General features: G+C 70.9%; 19 protein-coding genes and 4 tRNA genes. 6 read left to right on the top strand and 17 right to left on the bottom strand.

Annotation, left to right across the window (positions count from 1 at the left end):
• Positions 1 to 65: 65 nt before the first annotated feature.
• Positions 66 to 560 carry a DUF1360 domain-containing protein gene (locus AC4BGC_RS15735; protein WP_490556566.1) on the top strand — a complete coding sequence of 165 codons (495 nt, stop codon included), beginning with the start codon at positions 66 to 68 and terminating at the stop codon, positions 558 to 560.
• A 15-nt stretch (positions 561 to 575) separates the two neighbouring features.
• Here the strand turns inward: AC4BGC_RS15735 and AC4BGC_RS15730 are convergent, their stop codons facing one another.
• On the bottom strand, positions 576 to 1,193 hold the full coding sequence (locus tag AC4BGC_RS15730) for an SGNH/GDSL hydrolase family protein (protein ID WP_490556565.1): 618 nt from the start codon (positions 1,191 to 1,193) through the stop codon (positions 576 to 578).
• Positions 1,194 to 1,373: 180 nt separating this feature from the next.
• On the opposite strand from AC4BGC_RS15730, the gene AC4BGC_RS15725 reads away from it, so the two are divergent.
• On the top strand, positions 1,374 to 2,144 hold the full coding sequence (locus AC4BGC_RS15725; RefSeq protein ID WP_490556564.1) for a hemerythrin domain-containing protein: 771 nt from the start codon (positions 1,374 to 1,376) through the stop codon (positions 2,142 to 2,144).
• A 123-nt stretch (positions 2,145 to 2,267) separates the two neighbouring features.
• On the opposite strand, the gene AC4BGC_RS15720 is transcribed toward AC4BGC_RS15725, so the two are convergent.
• The 9 genes from AC4BGC_RS15720 to AC4BGC_RS15680 all read right to left on the bottom strand — a co-directional run bounded on the left by AC4BGC_RS15720 (position 2,268) and on the right by AC4BGC_RS15680 (position 7,940).
• Positions 2,268 to 2,344: transfer RNA gene (locus AC4BGC_RS15720), tRNA-Phe, on the bottom strand.
• 115 nt (positions 2,345 to 2,459) lie between these two features.
• Positions 2,460 to 2,720: a hypothetical protein gene (locus AC4BGC_RS15715; protein ID WP_490547503.1), complete on the bottom strand. Its 261-nt coding sequence runs from the start codon at positions 2,718 to 2,720 to the stop codon at positions 2,460 to 2,462.
• Positions 2,717 to 4,306 (bottom strand): phytoene desaturase family protein, encoded by a 1,590-nt coding sequence (locus tag AC4BGC_RS15710; RefSeq protein WP_490556563.1) that lies wholly within the window; start codon positions 4,304 to 4,306, stop codon positions 2,717 to 2,719. Before AC4BGC_RS15710 ends, AC4BGC_RS15715 begins: the two co-directional genes overlap by 4 nt.
• Positions 4,303 to 4,740 (bottom strand): SRPBCC family protein, encoded by a 438-nt coding sequence (locus AC4BGC_RS15705; protein ID WP_490556562.1) that lies wholly within the window; start codon positions 4,738 to 4,740, stop codon positions 4,303 to 4,305. The genes AC4BGC_RS15710 and AC4BGC_RS15705 overlap by 4 nt, the downstream gene beginning before the upstream one ends.
• 128 nt (positions 4,741 to 4,868) lie before the next feature.
• Positions 4,869 to 4,942: transfer RNA gene (locus tag AC4BGC_RS15700), tRNA-Asp, on the bottom strand.
• A 75-nt stretch (positions 4,943 to 5,017) separates the two neighbouring features.
• Positions 5,018 to 5,090 (bottom strand) — tRNA-Glu (locus AC4BGC_RS15695).
• 57 nt (positions 5,091 to 5,147) lie between these two features.
• The gene (locus AC4BGC_RS15690) at positions 5,148 to 5,495 is read right to left on the bottom strand and encodes a metallopeptidase family protein (protein ID WP_490547506.1); all 348 of its coding nucleotides are present in this window, start codon (positions 5,493 to 5,495) and stop codon (positions 5,148 to 5,150) included.
• A gap of 125 nt (positions 5,496 to 5,620) precedes the next feature.
• Positions 5,621 to 6,769 (bottom strand): fatty acid desaturase family protein, encoded by a 1,149-nt coding sequence (locus AC4BGC_RS15685; RefSeq protein WP_490556561.1) that lies wholly within the window; start codon positions 6,767 to 6,769, stop codon positions 5,621 to 5,623.
• 10 nt (positions 6,770 to 6,779) lie between these two features.
• Positions 6,780 to 7,940 (bottom strand): ferredoxin reductase, encoded by a 1,161-nt coding sequence (locus AC4BGC_RS15680; RefSeq protein WP_490556560.1) that lies wholly within the window; start codon positions 7,938 to 7,940, stop codon positions 6,780 to 6,782.
• 86 nt (positions 7,941 to 8,026) lie between these two features.
• On the opposite strand from AC4BGC_RS15680, the gene AC4BGC_RS15675 reads away from it, so the two are divergent.
• On the top strand, positions 8,027 to 9,196 hold the full coding sequence (locus AC4BGC_RS15675) for a PucR family transcriptional regulator (RefSeq protein ID WP_490556559.1): 1,170 nt from the start codon (positions 8,027 to 8,029) through the stop codon (positions 9,194 to 9,196).
• Positions 9,197 to 9,315: 119 nt separating this feature from the next.
• Here the strand turns inward: AC4BGC_RS15675 and AC4BGC_RS15670 are convergent, their stop codons facing one another.
• From AC4BGC_RS15670 to AC4BGC_RS15660, 3 genes are all read right to left on the bottom strand, one after another.
• Entirely contained in the window at positions 9,316 to 10,866 is a 1,551-nt protein-coding gene (locus AC4BGC_RS15670) for an amidohydrolase (RefSeq protein WP_490556558.1), read from the bottom strand.
• A 151-nt stretch (positions 10,867 to 11,017) separates the two neighbouring features.
• Entirely contained in the window at positions 11,018 to 11,959 is a 942-nt protein-coding gene (locus AC4BGC_RS15665; protein ID WP_490547511.1) for an ATP-binding protein, read from the bottom strand.
• 100 nt (positions 11,960 to 12,059) lie between these two features.
• Positions 12,060 to 13,439, bottom strand: a complete 1,380-nt coding sequence (locus AC4BGC_RS15660) for a mycothione reductase (protein WP_490556557.1) — start codon at positions 13,437 to 13,439, stop codon at positions 12,060 to 12,062.
• Positions 13,440 to 13,544: 105 nt separating this feature from the next.
• Here AC4BGC_RS15660 and AC4BGC_RS15655 point away from each other — a divergent pair, with 105 nt between their 5' ends.
• Positions 13,545 to 15,020 (top strand): NAD(P)/FAD-dependent oxidoreductase, encoded by a 1,476-nt coding sequence (locus AC4BGC_RS15655; protein ID WP_490547513.1) that lies wholly within the window; start codon positions 13,545 to 13,547, stop codon positions 15,018 to 15,020.
• A 70-nt stretch (positions 15,021 to 15,090) separates the two neighbouring features.
• Entirely contained in the window at positions 15,091 to 15,822 is a 732-nt protein-coding gene (locus tag AC4BGC_RS15650; protein ID WP_490556556.1) for a hypothetical protein, read from the top strand.
• A gap of 24 nt (positions 15,823 to 15,846) precedes the next feature.
• Here AC4BGC_RS15650 and AC4BGC_RS15645 read toward each other — a convergent pair whose 3' ends face one another.
• From AC4BGC_RS15645 to AC4BGC_RS15630, 4 genes are all read right to left on the bottom strand, one after another.
• Positions 15,847 to 16,518 carry a PaaI family thioesterase gene (locus AC4BGC_RS15645; protein ID WP_490547515.1) on the bottom strand — a complete coding sequence of 224 codons (672 nt, stop codon included), beginning with the start codon at positions 16,516 to 16,518 and terminating at the stop codon, positions 15,847 to 15,849.
• A 43-nt stretch (positions 16,519 to 16,561) separates the two neighbouring features.
• Entirely contained in the window at positions 16,562 to 16,978 is a 417-nt protein-coding gene (locus AC4BGC_RS15640) for a hypothetical protein (RefSeq protein WP_490556555.1), read from the bottom strand.
• A 135-nt stretch (positions 16,979 to 17,113) separates the two neighbouring features.
• Positions 17,114 to 17,728, bottom strand: a complete 615-nt coding sequence (locus AC4BGC_RS15635; protein WP_490556554.1) for a maleylpyruvate isomerase N-terminal domain-containing protein — start codon at positions 17,726 to 17,728, stop codon at positions 17,114 to 17,116.
• Positions 17,729 to 17,752: 24 nt separating this feature from the next.
• Positions 17,753 to 17,825: transfer RNA gene (locus tag AC4BGC_RS15630), tRNA-Lys, on the bottom strand.
• Between the two features lie 517 nt (positions 17,826 to 18,342).
• Between AC4BGC_RS15630 and AC4BGC_RS15625 the strand changes: the two genes are divergently transcribed.
• The gene (locus AC4BGC_RS15625) at positions 18,343 to 19,605 is read left to right on the top strand and encodes a hypothetical protein (protein WP_490556553.1); all 1,263 of its coding nucleotides are present in this window, start codon (positions 18,343 to 18,345) and stop codon (positions 19,603 to 19,605) included.
• Positions 19,606 to 19,754 lie beyond the last annotated feature (149 nt).

The raw sequence follows: 19,754 nt of genomic DNA, 5'->3' as shown, positions 1-19,754 counted from the left end.
TCTGATGTGACCTTCGCCGCGTGCTCTCGCGGCGTGCTCCCCGGCTGCTGGGGTACCCACCCGCCATGACGACTTCCTGGCTCCTGAACGGGGACTACGACTCCACGGGTGAGGTGGACCTGGCGGGGTTCACCGGCACGATGGCGACCTACGGCACCGGGGTGCTGGGGCTCCTGCTCCTCGCCCGCGCCAGCGGTCGCCAGCTGCCGGAGCGCTACTCCGTCCAGGACCTGGTGGTCGGCGGGGTGGCCACCCACAAGCTGAGCAGGATCCTGTCCAAGGCCTCGGTGACCAGTCCGCTGCGCAGTCCCTTCACCGAGTTCCAGGGACCGGCCGGCTCCGCCGAGCACGAGGAGACCGCGCGCGGCTCCCACGGGGTCCGGCACACGATCGGTGAGCTGCTCACCTGCCCGTTCTGCCTCGGCGTGTGGGTGGGGACCGGGTACGTCGCCGGGCTGGCGGCGGCGCCGCGGCACGCGCGGGCCGGGGCCGCCGTCCTGGCCGTCGTCGCCCTTTCGGACGCCCTGCAGCAGGCCTACGCACGGCTGCGGGCCGACTGAGCCGCACGTGACCGCTCAGGTGCGGTGCTGGGCCTCGTGGTGCTCGGCGACGGCCGCGAGCACCTCCGGCAGCAGGGCCGAGGCGATCACGGCGTAGCCGGCGCTGGAGGGGTGGAACCGGTCCGCGGAGAACAGCGACGGGTCCGCGGCGAAGGCGACCGAGGTCGCACCGACCGAGTCGGCCACCCGCCCCCCCTCGGCGAGCACCGCCTCGGCCTGCAGGGTCCTGAGCACGTTGCTCGCCTTGCTCACGGCCGGGCGCAGGACGGTGGGGACGTAGGGCACCGAGCTGAGGTCGGGAGCCGGTGCCACCACGACCTGTGCGTCGGCGTCCCGGAGGCGGCGTACGGCGTCGCGGAGCTGCTGTGCCGCCAGCTCCGGGGGCACCCGGTGGCTCACGTCGTTGGCTCCCACCACCACGACCGCCACGTGGGGCGACCACCGCAGGGCACGGTCGACCTGCTCCGACAGCCAGCTGCTGCGCGCACCCGAGCTGGCGAACACCCCCGCGGTCGCCTCCACGTCGTGCTCGGCCAACCCCGCGACCAACCGGGGGCCGAGGGTGTCGGCGGGGCGGGTAGCGCCCTGGCCCGCAGCGATGGAGTCGCCGAGCACGGCGAGATAGACGGACACGCCGATGAGTACCCCTACGGGTGGGCGCTCATGCGCGGTGTCGCTGCTCAGCCCCTGGCCCCGCCCTGGACCTCGACGGGACGGAGGTCCCCGGTGGCATGCCGGCATCGGCCATGGGTACGACGGCTGCATCCCGAACCTTCGCGACCCCGACCGTTCTCATCCCAGGAGGCAGGGCCCATGCAGCAGTACCCCGAGGGCCGCAGCGCGCCGCGCGGCACGTCCCTCGCCGACCAGGACGAGGCCCAGCTCGGTGGACCCCTCAGCGTCCTGGTGCGGCAGAAGCGGGAGCACATCAGGCTCGAGTGCCTGCTGACCCGGCTGGAGGCCGCCAGCGGCGCCGAGGAGGACCGGATCCTGATCCGCATCCACCGGCTCGTGTTCCCGCACGCCTTCGCCGAGGAGTCCGTGCTGTGGCCGGTGATCCGCCGGGTGCTCCCGGACGGTGAGGCCCTGACGCTGCAGGTGGAGCAGGAGCACCAGGAGGTCAACGAGCTCGTCACCCAGCTGGACGGTGGTGGGCCGGACGGTGGCGGGCTGGACCCCGAGGCGCGTCGCCGGCTGATCGACCGGCTGGTCGCCGTGCTGCGCGAGGACGTCCGCGACGAGGAGGACGCCCTGCTGCCGGGCCTCCAGGAGCACCTGAGCGTCGTACAGCTGCGCCGGCTCGGTGTCGCCTGGGAGGCGGTACGCCGGACCGCGCCCACCCGGCCGCACCCAGTGGTGGCCCGGCGCCCACCCGGGAACGCCATCGCCGCGCTGCCCCTCACCGTGCTCGACAACCTGCGCGACCTCTGCGAGGTCACCGCCCACCGGGCTCCCCGGGCGGCACCCACCCTGCGACGGGCCAGCAGAGCCCTGGCACGGGCAGCGGGCCGGGTCGAGCAGGTCCCGGTGATGCGCCGCGGCGAGCACCCCAGCACCCGCGTCCCGGAACCCTCCCTGCACTGACGACGCGTGAGCATTCCGGGACTACCCGTTTCCAGCACGATCCCGTCTCCGCCCGGAGCTGCTCGTCACTCGGGTGGACGCACGAAACCCGCTGGCCAGGTGTCTGGCCAGCGGGTTTTCGTGTGGTGGCCAGGCGCGGGGTCGAACCGCGGACCTTCCACTTTTCAGGCGGACGCTCGTACCAACTGAGCTACCTGGCCGTACCTCTTCCTGCGCCCCGGCCGGAGCCGCGGAACAGGTCAGCCGCTGTTTCCAGAGGCGAGCGAAACCCTACCGGACAGGTTCGGCACCCGCGAACCGGGACTGCCCGAGGGCTCATGGCGCCGAGGTGCGCTCCCGCAGCCAGGACAGCGTCCCCGGAGCCAGGCCGCGCAGCTTGGGCGTGGCCGCGAGGGGGGCGACGAACAGGGGTGCGTCCTCCTCGGGCAGCGCCCACTTGAGCTCGTGGAAGACCCGGGAGAGGGTGTCGTCGCTCTCCACGAGGAGGAGCCCCGGGGCGGCCTCGCGGATCTCGGTCCACGGGCCGGGCAGGTCCTCCTCGGGCAGGGCCGTGGTCCAGGCGACGTAGACCGTCATCCCCGCCGTCCGGTGAACCGGCGTACCCGGTGGTGCGCCAGCGCCGCCCGGGCCGCGTTCATCCCGGCAGCGCCGTGCACCCCGCCACCGGGGTGGGCAGACGCCCCGCCCAGGTAGAGGCCGGACACCCCGGTCTCGGCCCGGCCCAGGCCGGGGACGGGCCGGAAGACCAGCTCCTGGTGCAGCTGGGAGGTGCCGCCGTTGATCGCCCCGCCGAGCAGGTTGGCGTCCCTGCTCTCCAGCTCGGCCGGGCCCAGGATCCGGCGCTCGGTCACCAGGGAGCCGAAACCGGGGGCGAGCCGCTCGAAGCGGTCCTGCATCCGGTCCGCGAACCGCTCGAGGTCATCGTGTGCCCAGGACCCGTCCAGGCCCTCGTCGCCGGCGTCGCCGTCGGTCTTCTGGGGCACGTGCGTGTAGGCCCACATCGACTCGGTGCCCGCCGGGGAGCGGGTGGGGTCGGTGGTGGTCATCTGGCCGGCCAGCATGAACGGCTTCGCGGGCACCAGACCGGCCGAGACCTGGCCGAGCGAGGTTGCCATGTCGGCGACGCTGTCGGCGATGTGCAGGCAGCCGGGGTCGGCCGCCGGCCGGCCCTGCCACGGGACGGGGCCGCTGAGGGCCCAGTCGACCTTGATCGTGGACGGGTCGAGCTGGAAGGTCTTCATCCCGCGCTGGACCCGGTCGGGTACGTCGGAGGGCGCCAGCAGGTCGCCGTACAGCGTGGGAGCGACGACGGTGGCCACCACGGCCCGCCGGGCGCGGACCGTCTGGCCGTCAGCGGTGTGCACGGTGCTGGCTCGCCCGCCAGAGGTGCCGATCCGCTCCACCGGGGCCGAGCACCGGATCTCCCCGCCGTTGGCCCGCAGACGGCGTGCCAGGGCCTGGGTGAGCTCTCCGGCGCCGCCCTCGGGGGCCGGGAAGCCGACCGTCTGCCCCATCATCGTCATCAGGATCGCGAACAGGCCCGAGCCGGGGGAGTCCAGCGGGATGTCGCTGTGCCCGGCGTTGCCGGCCAGGAGCAGCCGTGGGCCCTCCCCGCCGAACCGGTTGCGCCCCAGCTCGATCACGGGCATCAGCAGCGTCCTCACGAGGTTCAGCCCCCCGGCCCGGGGCAGGCGGAGCAGGCCGGACAGGCCGGCGCGCACCGGTGGGAACGGGGACAGCAGCCCGCCGATCAGCTGGTCGCCGATGACGTCCCAGACCCGGCACAGCTCGAGCCAGGCCTCTCCGTCACCGGGGTGGTCGTCCTCGAACCTGCGCGCGGTGAGCTCCCGGTCGCGGTCCAGCAGCGCCCACGCCCCGTCGGGACGCGGGTGGCCCAGCACGGCGGGTGCGTGCCGCCAGGTGAGGCCGTGGTCCTCGAGGTCGAAGGACTTGATCGTGGGGGAGGCGGCGGCGAGGGGGTAGAACGCGCTGAAGGTGTCGTGCACGAAGTCCGGGTGGACGTCGCTGGCGCTGCGTACGGCGCCGCCGAGGTCCGGCTGGGCCTCCAGCACCAGGACCGACCACCCTGCGTCCGCGAGGTGGTTCGCGGCGACGAGGCCGTTGGGCCCCGAGCCGATGACGACGGCGTCGTACGACGTCACCGACGCCGCTCGGCGATGTAGGCCAGGCGGCGCAGGCTTTCCACGTTGCGCCACTTGATGCCCGGAGCGCGGGCGGGCATCGGGACGAGCTTGCCGGGGCCGGAGACGGCGTCCTCCTCCATCATCACTCGGGTCCCGCCGCCCTCGGCGGACAGGTGCATGCGGACCTGCGCCTCGCCCAGGAGCGGCCACCCCTTGGCGCGCATGCCGAGCGTCTTCATCGGCTCGCAGTCGGTGACCTCGGTGTCGTCGTTGATCAGGCCGGGCCAGACCCCGACCGAGTGGTGCAGCTGAGATCCGACGGCCGGCCAGTCCTGGTCGACGTCACGCATCCGGGAGGCGCCGACGACCCAGAGGGGGTAGAGCCAGCCGTCGCACAGGACGTCCCACACGCGTTCGGGAGTGGTGTTGATGACACGCTCGACACTGATCATGGCGGGACCGTACCCGCGGCCCGGGGGACCCACACCCGAGCTGTGTCGATGAGGCGAAGGCCACGTCGACCACACCCCGGAAACGCAGGAAACCCCCACCGGGTGGTGGGGGTTTCCTGTTGTCTCTGCGACCCCGACGGGACTCGAACCCGCGGCCTCCGCCGTGACAGGGCGGCGCGCTAACCAACTGCGCTACGGGGCCTGGTTTTGGTGCGTTGCTCGCACGTTTGCGCAGCCCCGGAATGCTAACCCACAAGGGGCTCTCATTCCGAATCGGCACCCCCAACGGGATTCGAACCCGTGCTACCGGCGTGAAAGGCCAGCGTCCTAGGCCACTAGACGATGGGGGCTTGTCGCCCGCGGAGGATCCCGCGAGCAACCGGAACAGCATAGGCGAGAGGGGACGTTCAGGCGTAGCCGAGGTCGTGCAGCGCGGCGTCGTCGATGCCGAAGTGGTGCGCGATCTCGTGCACGACTGTGATGCGGACCTCCTCGACCAGCTCTTCGGGCGTCTCGCACATCCGGGTCAGCGGCCCGCGGTAGATGAAGATCCGGTCGGGGACGTGGAAGGTGTAGTTGCTGTCCCGCTCGGTCAGCGGGATCCCGTCGTACAGCCCCAGGATCTCGGGCTCACCGGGGGGCGGCTCCTCCTCCACCAGCACGACGACGTTGTCCATCAGGTCGGCCAGCTCTGTCGGCACCCCGTCCAGCGCGACGGCCACCAGCTGCTCGAACTCCGTCTCCTCGATGTCCATGGGCTACAGCCTGCCCGAGACGTGGGTGGGGGGGGTCGCTCCAACCCCACAAATGTTGGATCGGGACGTCGAGATGCGCGATCTGAACGTCCCGACCCAACATTTGTGGGGTTGCAGCTGCGACCTCAGGCAGCCAGCGACTGCTCCACGGGCTTGGGCTCCCGCGGCGGGGTGGCGTTGGTGCCCATGAAGTTGTTGGGCAGCGAGAGACGGATCACCTTGTGCCAGGCCGAGGCGACCTGGCGGGGGAGCGAGCCCTCCTTGTAGTCGAGGCCGTAGCGCTCGAAGAGGTCCTTCACCTTCGGGGCGATCTCCTGGTAGCGGTTGCTGGGCAGGTCCGGGAACAGGTGGTGCTCGATCTGGAAGGACAGGTTGCCGGTCGCGATGTGCATCGCCTTGGAGCCGGTGATGTTGGCCGAGCCGAGCATCTGGCGCACGTACCACTCGCCCTTGGTCTCGCCCTCGATCGAGTGCTTCTCGAAGGTCTGCACGCCCTCGGGGAAGTGACCGCACATGATCACCGAGTGGGTCCACAGGTTGCGGGCCAGGTTCGCGGTGAAGTTGGCGCCCATGGTGTGCACGAAGGACGGGCCCGACAGCAGCGGGTGGATCAGGTAGTCCTTCTTGAACTGGTTGCGGATCTTGCGCATCGTCACCGCGGCGCGGGCCTTGAACTCCGGCGACTTCAGCGTCTTGCGCTTGACGTTCTTGCCGATCTCGAGGTCGTAGGCCGCGATGCCGTACTCGAAGAAGCAGGCGTTGATGAAGTTCCACAGCGGCTGCGCCAGGAAGACAGGGTGCCAGCGCTGGTCCTCGTCGACGCGCATGATGCCGTAGCCGAGGTCGTTGTCCTTGCCCACGACGTTGGTGAAGTTGTGGTGCAGCTCGTTGTGCGAGTGCTTCCACTGCTCCGAGGGGGAGGCGTTGTCCCACTCCCACGTCGAGGAGTGGATCTTCGGGTCACGCATCCAGTCCCACTGGCCGTGCATGACGTTGTGGCCGATCTCCATGTTCTCGAGGATCTTCGCGACGCTGAGGCCGGCGGTGCCGACGATCCACGCGGGCGGGAACAGCGAGAACAGCAGTACGGCGCGCGAACCGAGCTCGAGCTTGCGCTGGGTGTCGATCACCTTGCGGATGTACTTCGCGTCGCTCTCGCCTCGGACGGCGATGACCTCGGCGCGGATCGCGTCGAGCTCCTTGCCGATGTTCTCGATGTCCTCGGCGGTGAGGTGGTCGATCGGGCTGACGGGCTTGCGCTGTAGGACGGTCATGGTGACTCCTTCAGGGGGTCTGTGCGGGGTCGGTGTGCAAGTGGTCGAGCTCGCAGCTGCCGGCGGCAGCGCTGATGCAGGTCTGGATCTTGACGCCGTCGCCGTCGACGGCCGTGGTGATCTCGCCGGTGCGCAGGTCGCGCACGCTGCCCTCACGCATCGGCAGCACGCAGCCGTAGCAGATGCCCATCCGGCACCCGCTCGGCATCAGTACGCCGGCTTCCTCGGCCTCGTCGAGGATCGAGCGTGCGCCGTCCGCCTCGACGATGGTGCCGTTGGCGAACTTCACGGTGCCGCCCTCGCCGGTGACGATCGTGGCCACCCGGAACTGCTCGGTGAGCAGGGTGAGCCCGCGCTCGTCGTGGTGCGCCTCGAGCGCGTCGAGGAGCCCGGCCGGACCGCAGGCGAACGTGGTCCGCTCGGACAGGTCGGGGACGAGGTCGGCGAGGTCGGCCACGTCGAGGACGCCGTGCTCGTCGTCGTAGCGGGCGACCAGGTCGATCATCCCGGCCTCGTCGAGCTCACGCAGGTTGGCCAGGAAGATGGAGTGCGGCTCGCTGGGGGCGACGTGCACCACGACGATGTCGTACGCCGCACTGCGATCGAGCCTGACAACGCCGGAGTCGGCGACCGGGAACAGGTTGCGCAGCATCCCGATCACCGGGGTGATGCCGGAACCGGCGGTGACGAAGAGGAACTTGCCGCCCTCGGTGGGGAGCACGAACTCGCCGGCCGCCTGCTCGAGGTGGACCAGGGTGCCGACCCGTGCACGGTGGACGAGGTGGTTGCTGACCTTGCCGTCGGGCACCGCCTTGACCGTGATCGAGATCCGGCCGTCGGCGCGGGGGCCGTGGGTCAGCGAGTAGGCGCGCCAGAGGCGGACGCCGTCGACATCGATGCCGATGCGGAGGTACTGGCCGGGCACGTGGCCGGCCCAGTCGGCGCCGGGCCGGATCACGATGGTGGCGGCGTCGGCGGTCTCGGGGTGGATCTCCTCGATGCGCCCGCGCAGGTCTGCGCCGGCGCGCAGGGGGCTGAACACGTCGAGGTAGTCGGCCGGGACCAGGGGGGTCGCGGCCAGCTCGGCGACGCGCAGCAGGCGCTGTCGCAGCGACTTCTTGAGCACGCCGGGTCCACGCTTCGCGGGAGCTAGGAAGGTCGTCGTGGCCATGTATCAACACTGATGTGTCTTCCGGCTAAAGTCATGACCACAGGGCGTGAATCCCCCGCAATGTTTTGTTCGCAAAGGATGAAAAAGTGATCCTCCCGTCTCCGCAGTCCCCTCAGTTGCAGCTCAGCAGCTCCACGATCAGCGACCTGCGCGACATCCTGCCCGAGGTGGCCGGGAAGACGGTGTCGGCGATCACCGACGACGTACCCAGCTATTCGGACGCCCTGAGCGGGCCGATGGGGGAGACGATCCGCAACGCGGTCGAGCTGGCCCTGGGCGGGTTCATCTCGCTGGCCGGCCGGTCCCGGGGCGGGATCTCGCAGTCACCCACGGCCCCAGCGGTGGACGGGGCCTACCAGCTCGGCCGGGGCGAGGCCCGCAGCGGCCGCTCGGTGGATGCGCTGCTCGCGGCGTACCGGATCGGCGCCCGGGTCTCCTGGCGGGAGCTGTCCAAGACCGCGGTGCGCAACGACGTCGACGCCGCCACGCTGGCCCGGTTCGCCGAGCTCGTCTTCGCCTACATCGACGAGCTGTCCGCCGCGAGCGTCGCCGGCCACAACGACGAGCTCGCCACGACGGGACGGGTCCGGCACCGGCTGCTCGAGCGGCTGGCCGCGCACCTGCTGGACGGTTCCTCCCAGGAGACCGTCGAGGCGGCCGCCGAGCGCGCCGACTGGACTCCACCCTCCACGCTCACCGCCGTGATCGTCCCGGAGTCGCAGGTGCGCACGGTCTACAACTCGATCTTCGGTGAGACCCTGCGGGCGAGCGAGACCCCGCCGATCGAGGGGGGCGAGGGGATGGTGCTCCTGCTGGTGCCGGACGCGCACGGCAGGACCCGGACCACGATGCTGAGCGCGCTCGCCGGCATCGGCGGGATCGCCGGCCCGGCCCGCCCGTGGCTGGACGTGCGGTCGTCGTACCAGCGCGCGCTGCGGGTCCGCGGACTGGGCCGCGGCCCCGACACCGAGGAGCACCTCGTCGAGCTCGTGCTGACCGCGGACGCCAGCGCCCTGGCCGACCTGCGGGCGCGGGTGCTCGCGCCGCTGGACGAGCTGAGCCCCACGAGTGCCGAGAAGCTCACCGAGACGCTGCGGTCCTGGCTGCTGCACCACGGGCGCCGCGACGCCGTGGCGGCCGAGCTGTTCGTGCACGCCCAGACCGTCCGCTACCGCCTCGGGCAGCTGCGCGAGCTCTACGGCGACCGGCTCGAGGATCCACGCACGATCCTGGAGCTGACGATCGCCCTGGCCTGAGGGCGGCTGGGGCTGCGGCAACTCCACAAATGTTGGGTTGGAACGTCCAGACGGGCCGTGCGGACGTCACGATCCAACATTTGTGGGGATCGGGCACGGGATGGGGCACACCCCCCACCTCACAGATCGTGGTGCGCGATCCGGCCGTCGACCCAGGTGGCCGCGACGTGCATCGAGCGCAGCGCGGCGGCCTGCTCCTTCGACGAGCCGCGGGGCAGCGGGTCGGCGTCGAGCAGGGCGAGGTCGCCCGGGTGGCCCACCGCGACCGTGCCGAGGCCGTTGGTGCTGGCCGCCAGCGCCTCGTGGACGGTGAGCGCCTGCTCGGGGTGCCAGGGCTCGCGGTCGTCGGCGCTGCGGTGCACCGCTGCGGCCATCGCGTCCCACGGGTCGAGGCGGGAGACCGGTGCGTCGCTGCCGAAGACCACCTCGACGCCGTCGTCGTGCAGCCAGCGCAGCGCGAAGCAGCGGTCGGTCCGGTCGGGCCAGAAGGCCTCGCTGACGTCGCGGTCGTCGAGCAGGTGGGCCGGCTGCACGCTCGCGCGGATGCCGAGGCGCGCCATCGTGCGGCTGTCCTCGCGGCTGATCAGCTGCGCGTGCTCGATGGTGCCGGTGGCGCGGGTCTCCTCGTAGGCGGCCAGCGCCTCGTGCGCCGCGGCGTCGCCGATCGCGTGCACGGCCACCTGCAGGCCGTGCCGGGTGGCATGGGCCATCAGCACCCGCAGGCCCGCGGGTGGCAGGTTCGCGGAGCCGTAGTCGCCGGTGTCGGCGTACGGCGCGCAGCACCAGGCAGTGTGGGTGTTCAGTGACCCGTCCGAGATGATCTTCAGCGGTCCCATCGTGACCAGCGGGCCGCAGCCGGGCAACGGATCGCCGCTCTGCAGGCCCGCCGCGAGGAACTCCGGGAGGGTGTCGGAGTACGCCCCGACCTTGATCCGGAGCAGCTCGGCACCGGCGGCCTCCCGCTCGGGCCACGCGTCCAGGGCCTGGTCGAACTCCAGGTCCACGAGCCCGACGAGGCCCTTGGCCGCCGCGGACCGCAGGGTGCGCAGGTAGGCCTCCGGCGAGGTGCCCTCACTGCCGGTGACGTCCACCAGCCTGGGGTAGGTCTGGAACCACTCGGCCTCCGCCACCACGCCCTCGCGCGGGGGCAGGCGCAGGTCCCGCAGCGCCACGGAGTTGAGCCACGCGTTGTGCCCGTCGCCGCTGATCAGCACCACCGGGCGTGAGCCCGAGACGGCATCGAGCTCGGCGACCGTGGGCTGACGGGTCCATCCGGCGGAGCGGTGACCCCAGCCCATGACCGGGCCCTCGGGCCCCTCGGCGATGCGACGGGTGACCCGGTCGAGGACCTCCTCGACCGAACGGGTGCCGGTGAGGTCCAGCCGCTGGGAGACCATCGTCCACTGCCCCAGGTGCACGTGCTGGTCCCACAGGCCGGGGATCAGCCAGCGACCGTCGGCGGCGTACTCCTCCGTGCCGCTGGGCCGGGAGAGCCGCTCGCCCACCTCCACGACCCGGCCGTCACTGACCAGCACGTCCATCGGGGTGTCGCTCGGGATCTCGATCGGGGTGCCGGGGCCGGCGTGGCTCGCGCTGCCCAGGACGGGGACAAGACGCGCCTGGCGCACCAGGAAGCTGGCCACCGATGCGGGTCGGCGTCGCGATCGCATTGCACTCCTCGGTCCCGGTCCTCACCGCTGGCCGCGGCGCCCGGCGCACCCGGACCCGTCCACACTAGGACAGCCGCGGGCACCGGCCGCCCGAGGGTGGCGCTCACCCGGAGCTTGCGGGCGAGGCCCACGGCGTACGCCGTCGCGCGGCTCAGCCGGCTGACGGCATCGAGGTCGGACCGGTCCAGGGCAGGGGCTCCTCGCCCCGGCCCTGCCGCTCGAACTCGGTGAAGTACCAGGTCTCGAGCTCCACGATCAGGTCCGGCGGCCGCAGCGCCAGCAGGTGGTCGTCCGAGAGCGCCCGGTAGACCTCCGCGAGCAGGTCGCGGATGGTGGCCATCGTCTCGGCAGCGGTGACGGGGACGTGGTACTCGAGGTCGACCCGTTCCACGCCGTCGGCGATCGCGCGGTCCAGCCGGGAGATCCCGGCGCTGGAGCGGCGCTCGCGGTCGGCCTGGGAGCTGATGTCGGTGAACTTGTTGGCGAGCGGGTACTCGTCGGGCGCCGTGATCGCGAGCAGGCGGAGCTCACGGCGTACCTCGAAGTGGTAGCGACGCATCTCGGCGAACAGCTGCGCCGGCAGCCCGATCAGCTTCAGCAGCCTGCGCCGGGAGTCAGCGATCGCCGGACCGTCGGCGAGCTCGGGGTCGAACTCGAAGATCTCGCCCTCGAGATGGCTCTCGTAGCGCGCCTTGCCGCTGGGCTCGAACCACACGGACTTGCTGCGCCCGTCGTGGGCGAGGTCGGAGCCCCACCGCCGCGACATCATCGCGACCAGGTCCAGGCCGCGTCCGAACGTGGTGACGTTGTAGTCGTCGACGTCGTCGATCTCCGGGGCCACCGACGCCCGCTGCGGGGGGACGGGGGAGGAGTCGACCACCTCGATGCGCGGGTGGTCGACGGTTCCGCGGACGCGCACCGACAGGGGTGGCTCGGAGTGGATCAGGGCATTGGTGACCAGCTCGGAGACCCCGAGCTGGGCGGCGTCGACGAGGTCGTCGCGGCCGATCTCCTCGAGCACCTTGGAGACCCAGGAGCGGGCGAGCTTGACCGACGGCGGGCTCGCGGGAAGGACGAGGGAGCGCTTGGTCAAGGGCACCTTCCCTCGCTCTAGAGCCGGAACGACGAGGCCTGACGGAACAGTTGTGCACTCGTCTGCGGATGAGGTTAGGGGAATACGGACTCACTGACACTCATTTCGGGACCATTTTCAGCAAGGCGTTCTCCACCACCTCCGCGAGGGAGGGGTGGATCCAGTACTGCCCGCGGGCCATCTCGACCGGGGAGGTGCCCAGGCTGATCGCCTGCACCAGCGGCTGCAGCAGCAGGCTGGCCTCCGGCCCGATGATGTGCGCGCCGAGGAGTCGCTGCCCGGTCGGGTCCCCGAGGAGCTTGACGAAGTGCTCTCCGGGAGCACTCTCCAGGGCCCATCCGTAGGCGACCTCGGAGTAGTCGTGATAGCTCTCGAGGTGCTCGACGCCCTGCTCCCTGGCGGCCTGCGAGGTGAGCCCGACACTGGCGATCTGCGGTGAGGTGAACACCGCCCGGGGCACGAAGCGGTGGTCGCTGGCGACGAGGTGGTCCGGGTGGAGCAGGTTGTGCTGCACCGTCCTGGCCTCCAGGTTGGCCACGTGCTTGAGCTCGTACTCGCTGCTGATGTCGCCCAGGGCCCAGACACCCGGCGCGCTGGTGCGCTGGAACTCGTCGACCAGGACGCGGCCCCCGGTGCTCTCGATCGTGGTGTTCTCCAACCCGAGCCGGTCCCCGTTGGGGATCCGGCCGGTGGCGATCAGGAGCACGTCGGTCTCGATCTCCGAGCCGTCGGAGAGGACCAGGGCGATGTCCTGCCCGCGGGGGCCGACCTCGGTGACGACGGTGTCCAGCCGGAGGTCCCACTGCCTGGCCGCGGCTCGGGTGAACTGCTCGGAGACCGCCTCGTCCTGGTCCCGCAGGAGTACGCCGCTGCGCTGGACCTGGATGACCTCGGTGCCGAGCGCGGAGAACACGTGCGCGAACTCGGCGGCCACGTAGCCGCCCCCGACGATCACCATCCTGCGCGGGAGGTCGGGGAGGTGCATCACGGTGTCGCTGGTGTGGAACTCGACCTGGTCGAGGCCGGGGATCGGGGCCACGTCCACCCGGCTGCCGGCGGCGATCACGATCTGGTCGGCGGTGAGCTCCGTGTCCGGGCCGCCGTCCGGCGACGCGACGGCGAGGGTGTGGTCGTCGAGGAAGCGCGCGTGCCGGGCGTGGACGTCGACGTTGGGTTGGCGTTCGCGGTAGCCCCTCCCGGACGCGGCGATCGGGTCGATCCTGGCGAAGATGCGGTCCCGGATCTCCGGCCACCTGGCTCCGCCGTACGCCAGGTCCACGCCGAGGGCGCGGGCATGCGCCGCCTCCCGCGCGAGGTCAGCGGGGTGGACGAACATCTTGGTCGGGATGCAGCCCACGTTCAGGCAGGTCCCGCCGAAGGTGCCCTCCTCGAGGATCGCGACCCGCCAGTCCACGAACCTCTCGTCGAGGATGCTGTTGCCCGAGCCGGTGCCGATCACGGCGAGGTCGTAGTGGGTCACCGCTACATCGTGCCGGATGCCCTCACGGGCCCGGGAGTCGTCCGTGTGACGGAAGGAACGGCCTGAGTTGTCTCAGCGGGGACGGAACCGGGGAGAATACTGGTTATGTCTGCCGTGAACACGAACAGCACGCCTGTCAAGGATCCGAGCCGGCACCAGGTAGTGGTGATCGGCTCCGGTTTCGGCGGCCTCTTCGGGACCAAGGCCCTGAGGCGGGCCGACGTGGACGTCACGATGATCGCGCGGACCACCCATCACCTCTTCCAGCCGCTGCTCTACCAGGTGGCGACCGGCATCCTCTCCGAGGGCGAGATCGCCCCCTCCACCCGTGAGGTCCTGTCCAAGCAGGACAACGCCACGGTGATGCTGGGCACGGTGCAGTCGATCGACCTCGAGGCCAGGACGGTCACCCACCACGTGCTCGGACGCGAGTCCGTGACGCCGTACGACTCGCTGATCGTGGCGGCCGGGGCCGGCCAGTCCTACTTCGGCAACGACCACTTCGCCGAGTTCGCCCCCGGGATGAAGAGCATCGACGACGCCCTGGAGCTGCGTGGCCGCATCTTCGGCGCGTTCGAGCTGGCCGAGAACCTCGCCGCCAAGGGTGAGGACGTCAGCCACCTGCTCAGCTTCGTGGTCGTCGGCGCCGGCCCCACCGGTGTGGAGATGGCCGGGCAGATCGCCGAGCTCGCCCACCGGACCCTGCGCCGCGACTTCCGGTTCATCAACACCCAGCACGCCCGCGTGATCCTCGTCGACGCCGCGCCCCAGGTGCTGCCGCCCTTCGGCGCGAAGCTGGGCGAGAAGACCAAGGAGACGCTGGAGAAGCTCGGTGTCGAGGTCCAGCTCGGCGCGATGGTCACCGACGTCGACGAGCGCGGCCTGGTCGTCCAGGACAAGGACGGCACCAAGCGCCGCATCGAGGCCGTCACCAAGATCTGGGCCGCCGGGGTCCAGGCCAGCCCGCTGTCGAAGACCCTCGCGGAGCAGTCCGGGGCCTCGCTCGACCGGGCCGGGCGCATCGGGGTCAACCCCGACCTCACGCTGCCGGGTCACCCCGAGGTGTTCGTGGTGGGCGACATGATCGCGCTGAACAACCTGCCCGGGGTCGCGCAGGTGGCGATCCAGGGAGCGAAGTACGCCGCCAAGGAGATCCGGAACCGGGTCGAGGGCAAGGCCCCGCAGGAGCCGTTCAAGTACTTCGACAAGGGTTCGATGGCGACCATCTCCCGCTTCGACGCCGTGGCCATGGTCGGGAAGCTGCGTCTCAGCGGGCTGATCGCCTGGTTGATGTGGCTGGCGGTCCACCTGCTCTACCTGACCGGGTTCAAGAACCGGGTCACCGCCCTGCTCCACTGGGCGGTCACGTTCCTGAGCAACGGCCGTTCCGAGCGTACGGCGACCGAGCAGCAGATCTTCGCCCGGAGGGCGCTCGAACTACTGCCAGGCGGTGCCACCGAGCTGGTGAGCTCCGCCGAGCCGGAGGCCGACCGGCGTGCGGAGCTCGAGGAGATGGCGGCCGAGCAGTCCAGGCTCACCGACACCGGTCAACGCGGCAAGGTCTCCGACCACACGGCCTGAGCCGGCCGACACGCGGCCCGGAGGCCCTAATCGGGGGGATCCACTTGCGACCGTGTGAAACTCCCCGGTCATGAGCTTCTTCCCCCGTGCGGCTCGCGTGTTCGTCGTGCTCGCACTCGCCGGCACCGTCGTCGTGCTCCCCTCGACCGCGGTCGCGTCCCGGGAGAAGAAGGCCCAGCCGCGGACCCAGCAGCCGCAGGCAGGCCGGGCAGCCGTGGCGGTGAGCGGCGCGGCGCTGCTGCGGATCCGGAAGAACAAGCGGATCCCGAAGCGGGCCGTGATCGAGTTCGACAAGAACTGGAAGAACCCGTTCGACTCGCGGATCACGTTCCGGGCCTGGGCGAAGGTGGGCCCGAAGAAGGCGAAGCGCTGGGTGCGCATCGAGGAGGCCTCGTGGCGCGCCGGGTCCGGCCTGTCGCGCAAGGTCGCCACCGACGAGTGCCACCGCAACAAGGGGTGGCTGCCGAACGGGAGCTACTCCTTCGTCCAGCACGACCGCCGGAAGGCGCCGATGATCAACGGTCGAGTCTTCGAGCTGGAGTCGAAGCTGTGCCGCAACGGCACCCGGCGCCAGCTGTTGTTCATCCACACCGAGCAGACCCAGTTCAACACCCAGTGCCGCAACCGCAAGGGCGACGACCGGTGCCGCTGGGAGGTCCCGGCCTACAACGACTACCGCTCCAACGGCTGCATCAAGATGTCTCCGACCGACCTGCGCGACCTCACCAGGCGTTTCCACCGGTACTTCAAGGCCGGGGTCAGGTACCCCACCAGCGTGGTGAAGGTGCGCGTCCGGAGCTGAGCAGGGCGGTGGCCCCGCCTCCGCTCACTCGAAGCGGTGCCGGGCCGACGTCTCGTCGATCGCCTCGCGCGCCCAGCGCGGCAGGATGAAGACGCCCTCGGCGATGGCAGTCGTCTCGCCGTCGGCGCGGCGCAGCTCACCCTTGACGAAGGTCTTGATCCCCTCGACCCGGTCGATCCAGGCCTCCGCCGAGCAGGCGCCGAGGGGGGTGTTCTGGGTGTAGCGGACGCTGAGCGTGCCGGTCATCCCCGGAGCGCCTCCCGCGGCCGCGGCCTCGCCGAGCATCTGGTCGAGCACCAGGGCGGCCACGCCTCCGTGCACCATCCCGGGCGGTCCTTCGTAGACGGCTCCCAGCTCGAAGGACGCCCACGCCCGCCCCTCGGGCGCACGCTCCACCTCCAGGGGAGGGGCGATCGGGTTGCGCATCCCGACCACGGCATTGCCGTGGCCGCGCACGGTCCCGCCCGATCCGATGGTCACCCCGAACGAGCCGGGGATCTGCTCCGCGCGCAGACGGGCGGTGAGGCGCTCGATCTCGGCGTGCACCTCCGTGACCACGTCGGCCGGGACCGTCGTACGCAGGGACGCGTCGGCGAGCTCTCGCACGCTCTGCGCGAGACCGCCGAGGAGGACGCGCTCGGCCTCGAGCTCCTCGGGGGTCATGTCGACGACGGTGTAGTTCATCGGCGGTGCCATGTCCGCAGACTAGGTCAGGGTCGCCGTACGCCGTCGCGCTGGGTCAGCGGTCGACGTACGGAACCGGCGCGCCTGCGACGCGCAGCCGCACCACGCACGCCGTGGCGGCCACGACGGCGCACACGATCGCGGTCGCCAGGGCGAGGAGCCACCCGGTCAGCAGGAAGCCGATCACCGACAGGCCGGACAGCCCGGTGCTGATCACGGCAGTGCGGAACGCGCTGCGGCCGACGTCGGAACGGCGCATCACCCGGGCGAAGTCGATCTCCGGCGCCGGGGGGCGAACGAAGGTGGGTTCCGGCTCGTCGTCGTCGTGGTGCGGCACGGGCTGGACGGGCACGTCGGTCTCCTCCGATGGGGTCACGGGGAGCACGAAGGACTTCTCCAGCCAGGCCGGGGTCTGGAAGCCGTCGCTCTCCGGTGGCGCTGCGGGGTGCAGTCCACGAGCGGAAACGCGCATCCGCTCGCGACGGTCGCCGCGAGTGGTCTCGTTCCTCGACCCCTGTTCCATGGGCCCTCCCTGGAGTGCTCGGGAGGAAGTCTGCACCCCGTGGACGCCGGATGGACAGAGTCGGAAGAAAATGTTCCCGAGGACTCAGAGCACGGTGTACCCGGCGGGGAGCTGTGACCGGCCGGTGGTGGCGAGCAGCAGCGGCAGCACCCGGCCGGTGAGCGTGGCGAGCTCTGCCACCGTCCCGAGGGTCTGGGTGGCCGCCGACGCGGGGACCTCGAGGCTCTCGCCGAGGGCGGTGGCCAGGTCGGCGCTGTGGACCGTCAGCTCGAAGGTCCGGGTGGGCAGGTAGTCGCGCAGCCGCATCCCTCCCATGACCGTGGTCAGCAGCTCGTCCCCGTGCCGGGTCTCGATCATCGCGGTCACCCGGGCGCTGATCTCCGCGACCTTCTCCGCGGGCGCGGGCCCGAGGGCGCGGCCCGCCTCGCGGCCGCGCTCGGCCACGTCGGGGCCGGCGGCGATCGTGCGCGCGGCGCGGAAGTAGCCGGCCGTGGTGGCCACCTCCACCTCCGCGGCGGGCTGGTCGAGGTAGGTCTCCACCGTGAGGAACGAACGGCTGGTGTGTCCCACCAGCGCGCGCACGTCCCACTCGCCCAGGCCCGGCAGCTCCCACCGGTCGCCGACCCGCGCGACCAGCCCCACGAAGGCGTCCCCGGCCTCGGCGAACGCACGGCGAGACTCGTCCCAGTCGAAGCTCATGCTTCGAAATCTAGCCAGCAACGGTGGGCCCCGTGGGACTCGAACCCACAACCCGCGGATTAAAAGTCCGCTGCTCTGCCAATTGAGCTAGAGGCCCGGGACCTGGGGACTTTAATCGGGACTTCCGTGGGGACTTCCCTAGGGAAAACCCCCGGTGCCGAGCTCCATCTTGGCAGAGGGAAGAGGACGCTGCCGGTGTGGGCCATCACCGGCACTGTTCCGGCGAGGGCGCGCCGCGCCGCCACTAGCCAGGTCGGGACCTGCCCCAATGCGCTGTGCCGCTGCACTGCGCAGGGTGGTCTCATCTCAGCGAACCGGACCACCACCTGCGACACATCCCGGCCGGGACACCCCACCATCGGCGCATGGTGCGGGGGCTTGTCCCGCTCCAGCTGTCTCGGCTGGACGCTGCGGGACGTACCGACGCACCGGGGGACTCGGTACGGTTCACCTCAGCCGGAAACTGCCTTGACCGCGCGTATCGGAGTGCGAGCCTTCACCTGCGACGTGTCAGCGACGAGTGGTAGACAGTGGGGCAAGAAACCCAGGACCGGATAGTCGTGGGCCGGTCCCGTTCGCTTCCGCGACGTGGACACGAACACCTTGGGGGACTCATGGCACGCGGCTTCTTCGCCGAGATGAACTACCAGGCACAGCAGGCCGAGAAGCGCCGCGTGCAGCAGCACAACGCCGCCTACCGTGCACAGGCCGCGGCCGAGCGGCGCGCGGAAGCAGCGCGGAAGGCTGCCGAGCGCGCACGGGCCGCGGCTGCCCGCGCCTCGGTCGCGAACCAGAAGGCAGCCGAGAAGGAAGCGGCCCGCCTTCATGTCGAGTCCCAGCTCGCCGAGGTCGCATCCCGTAACGGTGACCTCGAAAACGACTACGCCGAGATCGACGGGCTGCTTACCTCGACTCTCCAGGTCGACGATTACGTCGACTTGGAGTCGTTGAAGGTCACTGAGGTCGACCACCCGCCGTTCGACCCCGGTGCCTTGGGGGTCGCCGAACCGGCCCTGCCTGCGCTGACGTACCCGCCCGAGCCTGCGTTTGTCCCTCCCGCGCCGTTGGGTGCTCTGGCTGGCAGGAAGAAGAAGGAGGCAGCTCTCGAACAGGCGAACGCCACGCACCAGCACGCGGTGCAGGGGTGGCAGGAACGGTGTCAGCAGATGTACACCGACTACTTGGCAGCCCAAGAAGACTGGAAGCGCCGGGAGGCCGAGCGGGTCGAGAAGGTCGCCGCGGCCCGGGATGTCTACGACCAGGAGTGCCGCGACCGCGAGGCCCAGGCCGAAGCGCACAACCAGGAGCTGGCCCAATTGATCAACGGGTTGGCCTTCGACGTCGAGGACGCGATCACTGAGTACGTCGGCATCGTGCTCTCCAACTCCACCTACCCCGAGTGCTTCCCGGTCACCCACTCTCACAATTTCGACCTGGCCACCCGCGAACTCACGCTGCAGGTCACCGTGCCTGAACCGTCGGCTGTGCCGGCGGTCAAGGAGTACAAGTACGTCAAGGCCAAGGACGAGATCGCCGCGACCCAGTTGCCGGTGAAGGCGCAGAAGGACCGGTACGCCAGTGCCGTCTGGCAGGTCGCGGTCCGCACCCTGCACGAAGTCTTTGAGGCCGACCGTGCCGGCAAGATCCATTCCATCGCCCTGAGCGTCGGCGTGGACCGGGTCGCACCCGCCACCGGCCTGCCCGAGACCATCCCCCTGGTTGTCGTCGCAGCCGATCGGGAGACGTTCAGCGCCTTCGACCTTGCCAACGTCGTCCCCGACGCGACCCTGTCCCACCTGGGCGCCGCGATGTCGAAGTCGCCGTACGACTGCACCCCCGCCGCCGCCGGCCGCGGCGTGCGCGCCCAGGGCCAATAGCGGTGCGGTACAACTCCCCGCCCGGGTGGCCGGCACCCCCACCGGGGTGGACTCCGCCGCCAGGATGGAAGCCAGATCCGTCGTGGCCAGAGCCGCCGCCGGGATGGAAGTTGTGGCTCCCGGAGGAAGACGACGTCGACACGGCTCAG

It is taken from the genome of Nocardioides sp. Z38_18, assembly GCF_058215695.1.
The sequence above is the reverse complement of the archived record's forward strand: the minus strand, read 5'-3'. Positions and strand labels throughout refer to the sequence as shown.